Source organism: Butyricicoccus sp. AM27-36, assembly GCF_003480945.1.
GTDB lineage: Bacteria > Bacillota > Clostridia > Oscillospirales > Butyricicoccaceae > Agathobaculum > Agathobaculum butyriciproducens.
Window position 1 is genome coordinate 215,327 of record NZ_QUJR01000001.1, and the last position, 15,716, is coordinate 231,042.

At 58.3% G+C, this 15,716-nt stretch carries 10 protein-coding genes; 9 read left to right on the forward strand and 1 reads right to left on the reverse strand.

The genetic code is table 11. From position 1 onward, the window contains the following. Nucleotides 1-37 precede the first annotated feature (37 nt). From DW724_RS01020 to DW724_RS01035, 4 genes are all read left to right on the forward strand, one after another. On the forward strand, nucleotides 38-1,912 hold the full coding sequence (locus tag DW724_RS01020; RefSeq protein ID WP_118760365.1) for a sensor domain-containing diguanylate cyclase: 1,875 nt from the start codon (nucleotides 38-40) through the stop codon (nucleotides 1,910-1,912). Continuing rightward, on the forward strand, nucleotides 1,909-3,588 hold the full coding sequence (locus tag DW724_RS01025) for a sensor domain-containing diguanylate cyclase (RefSeq protein WP_118760366.1): 1,680 nt from the start codon (nucleotides 1,909-1,911) through the stop codon (nucleotides 3,586-3,588). The genes DW724_RS01020 and DW724_RS01025 overlap by 4 nt, the downstream gene beginning before the upstream one ends. Beyond that, nucleotides 3,585-5,498, forward strand: a complete 1,914-nt coding sequence (locus DW724_RS01030; protein WP_118760367.1) for an EAL domain-containing protein — start codon at nucleotides 3,585-3,587, stop codon at nucleotides 5,496-5,498. The genes DW724_RS01025 and DW724_RS01030 overlap by 4 nt, the downstream gene beginning before the upstream one ends. A 127-nt stretch (nucleotides 5,499-5,625) precedes the next feature. Then, on the forward strand, nucleotides 5,626-6,003 hold the full coding sequence (locus DW724_RS01035; RefSeq protein WP_118760368.1) for a hypothetical protein: 378 nt from the start codon (nucleotides 5,626-5,628) through the stop codon (nucleotides 6,001-6,003). Nucleotides 6,004-6,153: 150 nt separating this feature from the next. Here DW724_RS01035 and DW724_RS16285 read toward each other — a convergent pair whose 3' ends face one another. Next, the gene (locus DW724_RS16285) at nucleotides 6,154-8,523 is read right to left on the reverse strand and encodes an HD domain-containing phosphohydrolase (protein WP_118760369.1); all 2,370 of its coding nucleotides are present in this window, start codon (nucleotides 8,521-8,523) and stop codon (nucleotides 6,154-6,156) included. Between the two features lie 230 nt (nucleotides 8,524-8,753). On the opposite strand from DW724_RS16285, the gene DW724_RS01045 reads away from it, so the two are divergent. The 5 genes from DW724_RS01045 to dctP all read left to right on the forward strand — a co-directional run bounded on the left by DW724_RS01045 (nucleotide 8,754) and on the right by dctP (nucleotide 15,707). Next, a complete protein-coding gene (locus tag DW724_RS01045) occupies nucleotides 8,754-9,566 on the forward strand; it encodes a substrate-binding periplasmic protein (RefSeq protein WP_118760370.1) in 813 nt (270 codons plus the stop codon). Then, a complete protein-coding gene (locus DW724_RS01050) occupies nucleotides 9,556-12,126 on the forward strand; it encodes a hybrid sensor histidine kinase/response regulator (RefSeq protein WP_243105662.1) in 2,571 nt (856 codons plus the stop codon). The genes DW724_RS01045 and DW724_RS01050 overlap by 11 nt, the downstream gene beginning before the upstream one ends. A 206-nt stretch (nucleotides 12,127-12,332) precedes the next feature. Continuing rightward, nucleotides 12,333-13,805, forward strand: a complete 1,473-nt coding sequence (locus DW724_RS01055) for a sensor histidine kinase (protein ID WP_158580176.1) — start codon at nucleotides 12,333-12,335, stop codon at nucleotides 13,803-13,805. Next, nucleotides 13,799-14,524: a response regulator transcription factor gene (locus DW724_RS01060; protein ID WP_118646188.1), complete on the forward strand. Its 726-nt coding sequence runs from the start codon at nucleotides 13,799-13,801 to the stop codon at nucleotides 14,522-14,524. The genes DW724_RS01055 and DW724_RS01060 overlap by 7 nt, the downstream gene beginning before the upstream one ends. A gap of 181 nt (nucleotides 14,525-14,705) precedes the next feature. Next, on the forward strand, nucleotides 14,706-15,707 hold the full coding sequence (gene dctP / locus DW724_RS01065) for a TRAP transporter substrate-binding protein DctP (RefSeq protein ID WP_118760372.1): 1,002 nt from the start codon (nucleotides 14,706-14,708) through the stop codon (nucleotides 15,705-15,707). Nucleotides 15,708-15,716: the final 9 nt, after the last annotated feature.

Here is a 15,716-nt window from a genome sequence, read left to right on the forward strand (position 1 = left end):
AAGGAATGAATAAATTTTACCGAAGGAGGGGCAGAACATGAAAAAGCGATCAAGAATTGCTCTGCTGACCGCACTTCTCGCCATAGTGTTCGCGGCAGGCATTAGCGTTTACAGCAACTACATCGGAATGCAGATCTATCAGGAAAGCTCGAATCATCTGCTCGAAAGCTATGCGCAAATCTCCAAGACCTTCACGCTGTTCGTGCAGAGAAACTGGGCCGTGCTGAGACAGTGGGACAGTCTGATGAAGAATGCGAAGGAGGATGCGGATGTTGACAGCATCTGGCCGGATGCGCAGAGCAACAAGCTGTCGTGGCATTACAGCGACGTCTATCTGTTCAACGAGAGCACGCAGTATCTAACAGCAGATGGGCGAAAGGGCAGCGCCGACAGCATCGACGGCGTTTTTCAGGAGATGTACAGCAAGGGCGAGCCAATCGTCTCCACCTATACGGCGACCTATGGCGTGCCCAAGATCGTGTTCGCGATGCCGATGAGCCGAAATCTGACGCTGGACGGCGTGACCTACACCGGTATCGCGGTCAGCTATGATACGGACGTGGTCGATGATCTGGTTGACGGCAGTATGTACGGCGGACAGAGCGACTGCTATGTGGTGCGCTCGAACGGCGACATCGTGCTGGAGTTTGAACCGCAGACCGAGCTGTGCGCGGGAATGACCAACCTGTATGACCTGTCCGACCACGCTGACTGGAAATATGGCAGCATGGACGATATTAAGGACTGCATTCAGCTTGGCAAGAGCGGAAGCGCGCAGTTCACCTGCGATGGGACGAGAAACTATCTGGTCGCGATGCCGACCGCGTTTCCGGACTGGTCACTCGTTGGCATCATCCAGGCGGATGAGGTGGACGGTGCACTGTATGACGTGCAGAATTCCTCGCTCATCCTGCTCGGCGCACTCTGTTTTTTCACCGTCATCATCGTGGTGCTGGCGCTGGGGATGGAGAGCCGGCTGCGCCTTAAGAACGAGGAAATGGAGCGGCTGAACCTCGAGCGCGAAAAGATGAAAAGCGACCGTTTCCTGCAAAGCATGAGCCGCATCGTCGATCGGTATTCCATCGTCAATCTGGATACCGGACGCTACCGCTATTATGAGCTGCGGTTCGATCAGCCGCTCTATCCGACCTCCGGACAGTATTCGGAAATGGTCGAAATCATCTCTAAACGCTATGTCGCGCTGATCGATACGGAAAACGCCAAGCTTTCGCGGCTGCTTACGCCGGACTATCTGCGCAGTGTGCTCCGCAAACCGGATGACAACATCAAAATCGAGTATTGCAGCCGGACGGAGAACGCCTATATGGTGATGACCGTCCTCCCGGTTGAGTGGCACGCGGACGGCACGGTCTCCGTGATCATGCAGGTTGTGCAGGATATCGGGCAGAAGGTCGAGCTGGAAAACATGGCAAACACGGACGGTCTGACCGGCCTGTTCAACGAGCGCTATTTCAGTCGGGTCCTGAACATCTGTGAGGCGAAAAAGCTGCCGTTTGTGCTGTATTACCTCGATCTCGACCGCTTTAAGCCGATAAACGACACCTACGGTCACGCCATGGGAGACCGGCTGCTCAAGGAGATCAGCGCGCGGCTGCTGCGCTGCATCCGCAGCCGGGACTACGCCTTCCGCATCGGCGGCAATGAGTTCGCGCTTATCGTCAGCGCCGATATGGACGAGGAGCAGCGCGGCCGCATGGCCGAGCGCATCCAGACTATGCTCTCTGCGCCCATCGTTATCGAAGGAAAACTGCTTTCTGTCGGCGTCAGCTGCGGCTGCGCCTGCTATCCGGAGGACGGTGACGCTTCGCAGGTGCGCATCACGGCGGACAGCCGCATGTACACGGAAAAGCAGCACCATCACGAAGACGACCGGACGGAGGAACAGTCATGAAACACAAAAGCCTGCGGTGCGCCGCAGAGACAGCCGCCCTGCTGCTGACCGTGGCAATGCTGACGTTCCTCATTGCCGGACTGCATCAGCACGAGCCGGACAGGGAGCTTTCCACACTCGATACCGGCTGGTATCAGCTGACGGACAGCGTGCGGCACGAGGTTGCGCTCCCGGTCACGCTTCCGGCCGCGCCGGAACAGACGCTTACCCTGTATAACGACACGCTGACCGACAGCGATGCCGGAAAGCTGCTGTCCGCGCGCGGTGTGGAATACGGCATCGAGATTCGTGCGGGCGAAACGCTGCTCTATCGCTACGAGGACAACGCCTTTCCCAAAAACACACAGATGAAGGGACGCCTGTGGGCGGATGCGGAACTTCCGGACAACATCGGCGGACAGACGCTCAGTCTGACCTTTACGCAGCTTTCCGACCGGACCGGCAGGTTTGACGCGCCTCTGCTCGGCTCGGTGCGGAGCATCACCGGCCACCATATCCAGACCTCACTGTTTTCTCTGGTCATGATGCTCGCCATGGTCATCCTTGCCGTGCTGGCGCTGCTGATCTTCTGCTACATGAGCAGCTGCGGCATCCGCGAGTGCCGCTTCCTCGATGTGGCGGTCTTTCTGCTGCTGTGCAGCCTGTGGTGCCTGACCGATTCCGCTCTGTATCAGATTTACGGACGGGATACTGCCGCCGGAAGCGTCGTTTCCTTTTACGCCTTTATGCTGATGTCTATCCCGATGGTGCATTTTGTCCGCAACACGGTAAGCGGCAGACAGCAGCTTGTTCCTGATATATGCATTGCACTGTTCTGCGCCAACGTGCTCGCACAGGGCGCGGCGTATCGGCTTTTCGGCATCCGGTTTATTGATATGCTGCCGCTGACGCACCTGATTCTGGCGGCAGGCGTCGCAGCGATGCTGATCGTGCTGCTCCGGTCGTACCGCGAGCAGCCCTCGCAGCAGCTTCGGCTGCATATTGCGGCGTTTGCCGCACTGGGTGTGTTCGGCGTGGCAGCGCTCGTCCTGTACGGCCTGCTGCACATCTACTGGTACGATGCGATATTCCAGTTTGGCGTGCTGCTGTTCATCATCCTGCTCTTCCGTGAGCTGATCGGACAGGCGACCGAGGATATGCGCTTTCACATGGAGCACCGTATCAGCCATCAGATGCAGCGTGAGGACCGTATGACCGGTCTGCCGAATCGCCGCGCATTCGAGGAATACATGGAGCGCATTCGCACCGGCGAGGTCGGATGCCGCGATGCGGTGCTGACCTATATCCGGCTGGAGGGTCTGAACGAGCGCAATGACTGCTTCGGCCTTCAGGCGGGAGATGAGGCGGTCATCGCCGCCGCGCGGTGCGTTGCAGACTTTTGCCGCGCGTGCGAGGACGGAGGCGAAAGCGTATCGTGCTTCCGCACCGGCGGAAACGAGTTCGCCCTTATCCGCCCCGAGCCAAGTGCAAATTCGGGACAGCTGCACCGGCAGTTCAGCGCGATCGTCGCGCGGTACAACCGCACCTGTGCGCCGCGCGCCCGCATCACGATGACCTACGGCTTCAGCCGCCTGTGCGATGAGGACGGAAAATCGCGCAGTATCAGCGCATGGAAGGCGGAGGCGGACGCCTATTTGAAGAGAAATGAAACCAGACTGGGAGGGGACACGGAATGACAACCAATCTACATTATCTGATCGCCGGGATGGCGGTGCTGCTGGTTGTTCTGTGGCAGTATTCTCATCAGCGGCAGATGGATGACCGGAACAGCCTCATGTTCCGCCGCCTGCTGACCGTCGTCAGTCTGGACGTTCTCGCTGAGCTGGTCAGTACATGCTTCATTCTGTACGTTCCGTACAGCTTTGGTGTCGGCCGCATGCTCTCGAACACCGTGTTCTATCTGTTTCAGGCGATCCTGCCGCTCATGCTGCTGTACTATGTCTGTACACTTTGCTCGAGCCGCGTGATCTCCACCGGAACCGTGCTGCGCATGGGCATTCCGACTATCGCTCTGGTCTTTATCATTCTGACCAACCCCTTCACCGAAAAGCTGTTCTATTTCGACAGCACCGGCTACTGCTACGGTCCGTGGTATCTGCTGCTGTATATCAGCGCCCTGCTGCACATCGCGGCGGCAGCGATTTTTGTCGCGGTGCACCGGGATGCGGTCAGCCGCCGCAATCTGACGGCGCTGCTTACGGTCTTTTTGCTCGCCGCCTTCGGCATCGCCGCGCAGGCCGTCAATCCCGCGGTGCTGACGACCGGCTTCGGCCTTTCGCTCAGCATCCTTGCAATGTATCTGACCATCAATAATCCCTGCGCGTGCATGGACAGCCTGACTGGACTGAATGACAAGCAGTATCTGCTGCGCCGCATGAACGAGCTGACCGACGCACACAAGGCCTTTCACATCATCACGGTCTACGCCTACCAGCTTGACCATATGAACAAAGTCTCGGGCGTGCAGAGCGGCGATGAATTTCTGCGCCGCGCGGCAGAGCACATGCAGGAGATCGCGGGCAGGAACGTGTTCCGCGTGACAGGCAAGCGGTTTTTGCTGCTGACGTTCTCGCTGCGCGAGTACGAAGTCTGTCTGACGAGTCTGCGGCAGGTGTTCCGCACGCAGCCGGATGACGCGCAGGCCGCTCCCTCGCCGGTCATCCTGTGCGGCGTGGTGGGTGCGGAAAAGCTGGGAACGGGCGGTCTTGTGCTGGATTATGCGGAATATCTCGAATCTCTCGCAGCACGCCGCGGCGGGACTGAGGTCATCCAGAACGACCGCAAGAACAGGGACAGTTTTTACTACAACAAGCAGGTCGAGCAGTTCCTGCACCGCGCGATCGACGAGGATCTGTTCGAGGTCTACTATCAGCCGGTCTATTCGCTGCATCAGCAGCGCTTTGTCACCCTTGAGGCGCTCAGCCGCCTGCGGCATCCCACACTCGGCTGGATTTCACCGGATATTTTTATCCGCCTTGCGGAGAAGAACCGCCTTATCAGTCAGATCACCGAGCTTCAGCTGCGGCGCGTCTGCCGTTTTCTGCGCGAAAACCTGGCGCTCCGCGCGAGCATTGCGAACGTCAAGATCAATCTTTCGCCGCTCGATCTTATTCACAGCGATGGCGGAAGCCACCTGATCCGCATTCTGGACGAATACGGTCTGCCGTATTCCTGCTTCCAGTTTGAGATCACCGAGACGGTTGCGACCGAGTATTCCGCGAGCCTGACCCGGGTAGCGGAGAGCTTTCAGGCGGTCGGCATCGGCCTGTGCCTGGACGATTTCGGCTCGGGTTACGCCAACCTGAACACGGTCATGCAGCTGCCGTTCTCGGTCATCAAGCTCGACCGTTCGCTGCTGTTCCACATCTGCACGGACAAAAACGCCGCGCTCTTCTACCAGAGCATCGTATCCGCCTTCTGCCGTCTCGGCTACCGCATCATTGCAGAGGGCGTAGAGACGCAGGAGGAGATGGAGCTGCTGCGGAGCTGGAACGTGGATATGATTCAGGGCTATTATTTCTCCCGTCCTCTGCCGCCGGGCGAGCTGCTGCGGCTGCTGACCGAGGAAGCCGTCGAACAGCTGTGACCGGATGCGGCGGACCGCCGAAAAATCCGTGAAAAAATTTTTCAGAAGCCGGAACCTTTTTAGACGTGCTTCGTCTAATAGAGAGAAAGAGAGCAGATACTGCTCTCTTAGAAAGAAGGCTTTTTACATGAAAAAAACACTGATGGTATTTGTCTGCACGGCTCTGCTGGCTGCATCGCTTTCGGCCTGCGGCAGCAAGCCCGCCGAAAATACGGATACCGGTACAGCATCGTCTGCGGCGGCCTCGTCCTCGAGCAGCGAACAGCAGCAGGAAAATACGCTCACCGGCTCGCTCGATGAGAAGAAGAACGGCATGTTCGTTGTAACGGATGCCGAGGGTGCCGCCTATGAATTTACCTACGATCCCTCCGATACGCCGAAGGGTCTGGACGATGCCGCAGAGGGCGATTCGGTCACTGTGACTTATACGGGCACGGTCTCCGAGGTCGATTCGTTTGACGGCACGATCATTTCGGTCGAGAAAGCGGAGGCAGCACAAAATTAAAGACGCGGCTCCTTGCGCAGACTCCGGTCGCGCTGCCGCGGCTCCTTGCGCAGACTCCGTCGCGCTGCCGCGGCTGCCGCTTGGAAAAAACGCAAAAAAATCCCCTGCCGGGGACAGATTTTCTGTCTCCCCGGCAGGGGATTTCGCTTTTCAGGACTTCTGCTCTGCCTTGTCCAGATACATCAGATAATCCGCCTTGCGGATAGCCTCTGTGATCGGATGCACACCGCAGATGCCGCCGATGCTGACCGAAAGCTGGATATCCGCGAATTCCGACATGCGGATGCCGTGCACGGCCTGCTGGATCTGCTTTTTCTTGTCGAGAAAAGCTTCCTCGGTCATGCGCGGAAACAGCAGCAGGAACTCGTCGCCGCCGTAGCGGATCAGAATATCGGTCTTGCGAATGCAGGAGCGCACCGCGTTTGCGATGTCGCGCAGCGCCGCATCGCCTGCGGCGTGGCCGCAGCGATCGTTGATGAGCTTGAAGTTGTTTACGTCGATCAGCGCCACGCCCTCCATGCCCTCAAGGTGGGTGCGGTAGGTTTCAAAATAGCGGCGCGAATAGACGTTGGTCAGCGGGTCGAGGAACAGCTGCATATCCTCGCCGCGCGTGCGGTCAAGCAGAAAACGCGAGCCGTTTGCGTCAATCCAGCGGCCCTCGTTGAGCCGCGAGACCAGCTCGAGCACGCAGGGCGTGCCGTTGATCGTAATATACTTGGCGATGACGAAATACATCTCATTTCGTGTAAATTCGAGCTTGTTGAGCGTAGTATGCTCAGCAAACGCCCGTGCGGAGATGCAGTTGGCGCAGCCCGCATCGTTATCCCAGAACGCGGCGCAGCGCTCGCCTGTGCGGTGCAGAATGCCGTCCGCATCGAGATCGAGCACGGCGTATTTCGTCGGGTCAACCAGACGGACGACATCAAAGACCGTGCTCAGACGTTGGATATCGTTGGTGATCGACGGCTCGTCCGTTACGCTTTTGCCTGTGCAGCGGAAGGGCGCATAGCCGCCCTGCACCTTCTGTGCATCAGTCAGACAGCCGATCACGCCGACATAGTGACCGGGGGAGAACGGCGACCAGAGCGTGTGCATCCGGATATTGTGCCAGTGCTGCTTGCGCCCGACCGGCAGAAGCAGGCTGAGCGAAAGCTCGTTGTTCTCGGGCGTTGTGGCCCTGAGAGCGGCTCTGAGCCGCGCAATATCGGCCGGCCGCAGCAGTCGGAGGCTGTCCGTTTCATGCACGTCCAGTATCGTGCACTGCTGCTGACGCGGACGGCTCCGGTCGGCTATTATGATGGTACCGGCAGGAACGTCATACTCAAACTGCACATCGCCGCAGCAGGAGACAAAGAAATCCAGCTTTTCCTTGACATAATTCAGCTCGCGCTGGGCGCGGTCGCTGTGCGGTACAGCACTCTTTTGCAGCAGCTCGGCAGACAGGCGCTTGGCGTCGCGGCGGAGCACCTGATCGGCGGCAAGCGTCGGCAGTGCGCTTCGGAGGCGCATGCTGATCTCCTGCAGGCAGTCGAGCAGCATCGGGTTGAACGCGCCGCACTCTCCGTTGAGGATCATGGTGATGGCGGTGTCGTGGGTGTATGCCTTTTTGTAGCAGCGGTCACTGGTCAGCGCGTCAAATACGTCCGCCAGTGCGACTACCTGCGCCGAGATCGGGATCTGTTCACCGAGCAGGCCGTCCGGATAGCCGCCGCCGTCCCAGCGCTCGTGGTGCCAGCGGCAGATCTCGATGGCGACCTTGACCAGCGGCTCGGCGCGGTACTGCGTCAGCCCCTCGAGCATGGATGCGCCGATGGCGGGATGGGTGCGGATGATGTTGAATTCCTCGGGCGTCAGTGCGCCCGCCTTGTTCAGAATGTTCTCGGGGATGCTGATCTTGCCGATGTCGTGCAGGGCGGACGCGGTGGTGATGAGGCGGATCTTGTCCTCGGTCAGACCGTATACATCGGTCTTTTCGGTCAGCTTGCGCAACAGCATTTCGGTCACGGTCTGCACCTGAAGCACATGCTGTGCGCTCTCGCTGTTGCGGAACTCGACGATATGACTGAGGATGCCGATCATGACATGGCTGTCCTTCTCGTTCTGATAGATCTGGTCGGAGACCATGCCCATCAGCCGCTTCTGGTTGGCGTAGAGCGTGAGCGTGTTTTTGACGCGGCGCTGCACAATGAAGGAGTCGAACGGACGGCGGATATAGTCGGTAATGCCAAGGCTGTAACAGCGTTCGATAACCGCGCGGTCCTCGGCGGCGGAGATCATGATGACTGGCAGCTCCTCGATCCAGCGGAACTGATTCATGCGCTCGAGCACGCCGAAGCCGTCGATTTTCGGCATATTGATATCCAGCAGCAGCAGGTCGATGTGCATATCCTGCTGGATCATGAGGAGGGCCTGCGCGCCGTCCTCTGCCTCTGCGTAGTCATATTCCTCACCGAGAATCGCCTTGAGCATTTCTCGGTTGAGCTCTGAGTCATCAACAATCAGAATTTTCTGTCGGTTCATAGTCGTTCGACCGCAGCCGGGTCGCTCTCCCTCCCTTTGTTTACCGGAATTTGACCGGTTGCACAATTATATTATACTACCAATGCGATGCAGAATAAAGGAAAACTTCCGTCAGCGCCAACGGCGGAAATTTCTGTTGTGCAGGAGCGCGGCAGCATGTTATAATAAAAGATAAATTATGCCGACCTGCGGCACAGACAACGAACAAGAGAGAGGACACCATCATCGGTATGAACAGACACAAACGGGTAAGATGCGCTCTGGCGCTTTTGACCATGCTGACGGCGGGTCTGCTGTCCGGCTGCGCCTCGGAGGCGGCATCCGACAGCGCACTTCCGACGATTACCGTCGGCAGCGACACCTATCCGCCTTATGTTTATATGGATAATAACGGCGACATTACCGGTCTGGACGTGGATATTGCGGAGGAGGCATTCCGCCGCATGGGATACCGCGCGGAATTCACCACGATCGACTGGGAACAAAAGACCGAGCTGGTCGATAACGGAGAAATTGACTGCATCTGGGGCTGCTTTTCCATGGACGGCCGCGAGAACGATTATCAGTGGGCGGGACCGTATCTGGTAAGCCGTCAGGTCATTGCCGTCGGCGCGCAGAGCGGCATCGAGCAAATGAGCGATCTTGCCGGAAAGACCATCGCGGTGCAGGCTACCGGCAAGCCGGAGGCGATCTTTCTGAGCGGAGGCGAAAACGTCCCGGCCTTCCGAAATATCATCAGCCTCGCTGACCGCGGTGTGCAGTATGCCATGCTGGACTGCGGCTATGTGGACGCAGTAGCAGGACACGAGGAGGCCATCCGGCAGTATATGAAGGACTACGGCGCGAACTTCCGCATTCTGGATGAACCGCTGCTGACGACCGGCATCGGCGTGGCGTTTTCCAGGCACGACACACGCGGTCTTGCGGCGCAGCTGACCGAGGTTGTCGCGCAGATGCGCGAGGACGGCAGTATGGAACAGCTGGTCGGAAAATATCTCGAGGTTCCCGCACACAGTCTGGAGGTGGAGCAGCTTGAACAATAATTCCCGACGCATTGTCTTACGAAGGACGTTCTGGTGCCTGTGCTTCGCAGCGGGGCTTTTGTTCCTCGGCGCGGTATTCCTGCTGTCCCGGCACGCGGATATGCGGGACTGCGAGCAGCGCATGACCGAACTGATCGACTTTGTAAAGGAGCAGTCCTCCTCCTATGTGCAGTATAACGAGACCGCCGTGGCCAAGGCGCTCGTGCGCGGAACGACCGCCGTTCAGGAACTGGAGGGCGTGACGCTTGACTGCGGCGAGGATGAGCTGCGGCAGTATGCGGAGCGGCTGGGGCTGACCGGCATTTCGGTGCTGGACACGAACGGCAGGCTGATCTGCGAGTACAGCACGGACGGCATCGGCTATACCCGCCTGCAAACCGATTTGGAAGCCGAGCGCGTGCTCGCTGTGATCGGTCATCCGCAGAGCACCTATGTTCGGCGCGTGCAGCTGACCGACGGCTCGTTTGCCGACGTTGCCGTGCGCAGCTGTTCGGACGACCGCGGCGCGGTGCTTGGCTGGCGGCACACCGGGGCGGCGTTCGCAAAGAAATCCGTACTCTCCGTGCAGAATCTGCTCGATGGCTACGACGCCGAGACCACGGGAACCGTGCTCCTGTCGGACGGCAACCGCGTAACCGCGTCGGACGATCTGTCCCTCATCGGTACGGATACCACGGAAAATGATCTGCTCCGCCGCATCCGCTCGAGCGGCCATGCCGACCGGCTGGTCTATGCCGGACGCAGGGGACTGACCCGATACTACGGCATGTACAGCCACGGGCGCAACTTCTACTACTATATATATGTCCCGGGCAGACTGCTCTACACGAACACGCCGGTCAATTTGGCTGTGTCGTTCCTCGCCTGTGCGATCGTTCTGACGCTGCTTCTGTTTGTGCGCCGAGGCACGGAAAAGAGCTTCCTCCAGCAGCAGAAAACGCTCGAAAAGGAATATCAAACCTCGCTTGAGCAGAAAAACGCCGAGCTTGAACGCGCCATCCGTCAGGAAACGGCGGCAAACCGCGCCAAGCGCGAATTTCTGTTCAATATGTCGCACGACATCCGCACGCCGATGAACGCGATCATCGGCTTCACCTCGCTTGCGGCCACCCATATCGACAACCGCGAGCAGGTGCTCGACTACCTGAAAAAGACCGCAACGGCGAGCCAGCATCTGCTCTCGCTCATTAACGATGTGCTCGATATGAGCCGCATCGAGAGCGGCAAGGTTTCTCTCGAGCTGCGTCCGGTACAGTTGCCCGAGCTTGTGCACGACCTGCGCGATATCATCCAGCCGAGCATCACAGCCAAGCGCATCTCGCTTTTCATCGACATGGTCGATGTGGAGGACGAGAATGTGGTTGCCGACCCCATGCGCCTCAACCAGATCATGCTCAACATCCTGTCCAATGCCATCAAGTTCACCCCGGTAGGCGGCATGATCACCCTGCGCATCGTTCAGAAGCAGACCGCGCCGCATGGCAGTGCGGACTATGAATTCCATATCCGTGACACCGGCATCCGCATGAGCTCGACGTTTCAGGAGCATATCTTCGAGCAGTTTGCGCGCGAGGAGACCTCAACCGTGAGCAAAATTCAGGGAACCGGCCTCGGTATGGCGATCACGAAAAATCTGGTCGATATGATGGGCGGCAATATTTCGGTCGAGAGCGAGCCGGGGAAGGGCTCGGAATTTACAGTTTCCCTGCGCTTTCCTATCAGCGGAGAGCAGACCGTGCCGCAGCGTATCCCCCAGCTTGAGGGTCTGCGCGCGCTTGTGGCAGATGATGACACCGACACCTGTCTGAATGTCAGCAAAATGCTGCGAATGATCGGCATGCGGTCGGACTGGACGACCTCGGGACATGAGGCTGTCGTCCGTACGCAGGACGCGATCGAGCAGGGCGACGGCTTCTATGTCTTCATCATCGACTGGATGATACCCGATCTGAACGGCCTTGAGGTCGTGCGCCGCATCCGCAAGCTGATCGGCAGCAACACCCCAATCATCATCCTGACCGCCTACGACTGGACGGATATCGAGGTTGAGGCAAAGGCCGCAGGCGTGACCGCGTTCTGCGCCAAGCCGCTGTTCATGTCCGAGCTGCGCCGCGTACTGGCTGAGCCGTTTCTTTCGGCAGAGCCTGCGGAGCAGACGGAGAAAAAGGCGGATTTCGCCGGAAAACGGCTGCTGGTCGTCGAGGATAACGCCCTCAACCGCGAAATCGCGGTGACGATGCTCGAGGAAGGCGGGTTCGAGGTGGACACGGCGGAAAACGGAAAGGTCGCGGTAGACAAGGTGCGCGAGAGCGCGCCCGGGTACTATGATCTGGTGCTGATGGATATTCAGATGCCGGTCATGGACGGTTATGCGGCCGCGCGTGCCATCCGCGCTCTGCCGGATGCCGAAAAGGCGGGTCTGCCCATTGTCGCCATGACGGCGAACGCCTTTGATGAGGACAAGCAGAACGCAGAGAAGGCAGGCATGAACGGCCATCTTTCCAAGCCGTTCGATATGCAGCAGCTGCTCACGATGCTCCGGGAGAAGCTGTCGCCGTAACGCTTTCATTTTCATTGCGTTATTCGACAAGGAAGCCGCTGGATCAGACTGAATAGGAAACGCAGGAAGCGTCCGTTAGGGATGCCTTCCTGCGTTTTTCTTTGCACATCGCCGGTACGGCGGATTTTTTTACATTTTTTGTCCATAAAAGGTTTACATTGCTTATCAATTGGCTTATGATAAAATCTGACAAAGGAGGTGGGCCTGTGCACGGAGTACGTCAATGGTGGGTGCGTCTGTCTATTGTGAACAAGGCGATCGTGCTGAGCTGCGCATTCGTCATTCCCATTCTGCTGGTGGTGGGACTGTTAATGAACGATTTTTACGATTACCGCGAGAAAAGCAATGATATCCTGTCCGAATATGCACGCTGCACGGACTACATGAACGCCATGGAGCAGGAAAATGCGCTTCTGAGCGAACTGACGCTTGCGGCGCCCGGGTCCGATACGATCGACAAATATGCGGACGCCGTGCAGGACACCGCCTGTGCGTGGGAGCGGTTGCGCAGCGCAGAGACTGACGGCAGCATGCAGAGCGAGGTGCTCAAGCAGGTCATCGACCGCACGATGAAAAGCTATCGAGTCCGTCAGGAGACGTTCATCGCGCAGTTGCATGGCGGCACATTTGACGCGGTGAACTACGAAGCTCTGCGTACACAGGGCAGCTATCTGACGCAATACACCGACCAGCTGACGGCGGCCTTTCTGATGGAGGGACGCGAGGGTTATCTGGTCCTCGGTCAGCGAGGTACCTCGCAGAACATGGTATTTACCATCGTAGCCGCGATCGGCAGTGTGCTGTTTGCAGGCGCGATGCTGTACTACGCACGCAGCCTGCTGCTGCCGGTGCAGCAGATGAGCCGCGGTGCGCGCCGCGTCGCGGATGGCGAATATGACATTGAGGACTTCAACTTTGCACGCTCGGACGAGATCAGTATGCTCGCTGACTCGTTTAACCACCTCAAGCACCAGATCGCGCGGACGATCCACGCACTGGAAAGCGAAGCACAGCTGGAAAAATCCCTGCGTCAGCAGGAGAGCGAGGCAGCACGCCTGCGGCAGCTGATCGAGCAGAGCCGCTTTGCACAGCTGCAGAGCCAGATCAACCCGCATTTTCTGTTCAACACGCTGCAGAGCGTGGCCAACATGGCCGGAATCGAGCAGGCGACCGTCACCGGCGACATGGTGGTGCGGCTGGCGAACTTCTTCCGCTACACGCTCGACCATGACGACAGCGTGGTAACACTCGACCGTGAGCTTGCGTTGCTGCGCGACTACATTTCCCTGCAGGAGCTGCGGTTCGGTGAACGCATTTCGTTCGAGATGGACTGCGACAGCCGCTGTGCGGCCTGTGAACTGCCGAAATTCACACTGCAGCCGATTGTGGAAAACTCCATTGTACATGGTATGCGCAGCCGCAGTGCGGGCGGCCGCATCCGCATTGTGACGCAGCTTGCACCGGAAGGCTGCCGCATCCAGATTACGGACAACGGCGGCGGCTTCTCGCGCAGCAAAATGAAACAGAACACCGCCGAGGGACACAGGTCCATCGGCCTGCAGAATATCGCGGGACGCATTGCGCTGTCCGGCGGCAGCTTCCGCATTGCAAGCTGTCCCGGATTGGGCACGACCGCCCGCATCATACTGCGCATGAAAGGGGAAGAGCATATATGTTGAAGGTACTGATTGCGGAGGACGAACCGCTGAGCCTGCAGAATCTGAGCGGACAGATGCGCGATTTGCTTGGCGCAGATGCACTCATCGAGGGAGTTGCGAACGGACGGGAGGCGGTTGAACGCGCCCGGCAAATTCAGCCGCAGCTGGTGCTGATGGACATTGAAATGCCGGTGATGAACGGCCTTGATGCGGCAGCCATCATCCACAAAGCCATGCCGGAAACACACATTGTATTCCTGACTGCCTTCGACCGCTTCGACTACGCCGTAGGCGCCATGCGGGCCGGCGGAACGGATTATCTGGTCAAGCCGTTCGACAGTGCCCAGATTACCGCCTGCCTGCGCAAGCTGAATCTGCTGCCGGAAAGCCGTCCGGCGGTACGCGGGGACAAGCCGGGAAATGCGTTCTGCACCCAGTTTTCCGTGTGGCTGGAGCATCATTACATGCAGGATGTGTCGCTCGATCAGGCGGCAGAGGCGATGGGCATGAGTGCGTTCTACTTCTCACGCTTTTTTCGCACCTCATACAACCAGACCTTCCTGGAATACCTGACCGCTTACCGTATCGACCGTGCGGTTGAGCTGCTGCAGCAGACAGACATTCCGGTACGGGAAATTGCCGTCCGGGTCGGCTACACGGATGCAAACTACTTCACGAAGGTGTTCAAGCGGCATTTGGGCGTAACGCCTACCGAGTACCGCAATCATAACGCAAACTGAACGAGCTGCGCAGCAGGATTTACGGAATCCATACGAAAATTTATTATTCCTGCCAAAGTGTTTATGCAAATGTCACAAAAAAGAATGTGAAGATTTTCAGTGCGCTGTGATTTTACCTGTTTACCGCAAGTATTTACGATGTTGCCGGAACTTGTCACCCTATATAATAGGAGATGGAAAGATGAATAAACGCTTTCGGTGTGTGATCGCCGGATGGCTGCTGCTCATGCTCTGTGCATGTACCGGCGGCACGGACGAGCCGCATATCCGCTATTACCGCCTTGCCAGCGGACAGAGCGAAAACTACCTCGCCAATCAGGCGTGTCAGCGCTTCTGTGATCAGGTGCGCAGGGAAACGGACGGCGCGATACAAATTCTGCCGAGCTTTGATAACGAGCTTGGCACCGATGCATCCGCACTTGAGCAGTGCGTGTACGGTGGAATTGATTTTGTACGCACGCCAATCTCGTCTGCCGCAGCGTATGCACCGCAGCTTGCGGCGCTGCAGCTGCCGTACGAGTACACCTCGGACAAGCACCTGTTCCGGGTGCTGGACGGCGCAGTCGGTCAGCAGGTGATGGCCTCGCTCGAGGACAAGGGCCTTACCGGTTTAAGCTATTTTTATGCCGGTTACCGGTGCTTTTTCACGACAGGAAAGGCGATCACCTCACTCGATGACATGAAGGATCTGCGGCTCGGCACCGAGGATTCCTCGCAGATGAAGCAGGTCATTCCGATGTGGGGCGCCGAGGCGGTGACGCTGCCGCCGGATGAGATCGCGCTCGCGCTCCGCACTGACCGGATTGACGGCGCCGAGAGCACGCTGCCTACCTATGTGGACAGCGGCTACTATCAGCTTGCACCGTACTGGACGTACGACCGACATTCCTACAACGCGGATGTGCTGGTCGCGTCCTCGGAAACGTGGGAAACGTTCTCACAGGAGGAGCAGACCATCATTGAGCGGTGCGCCGCCGAGGCGGCTTCGTGGCAGCGCGACCACTGGCAGAGTGCCGAGGTTCGAGCAATGCTGCATGCATCCCGCAGCGGCTGCTACATGGCGCTGCTCGATGAGGAGCAGGCCGATAAGTTCCGTGCAGCGGTGCAGCCGATTTACGAACACCTTTCCGATGCGCAGAAGGAGGTCGTGCAGGCCGTACAGGCACTGGCCGACAGCGACTAGCGAGAATCC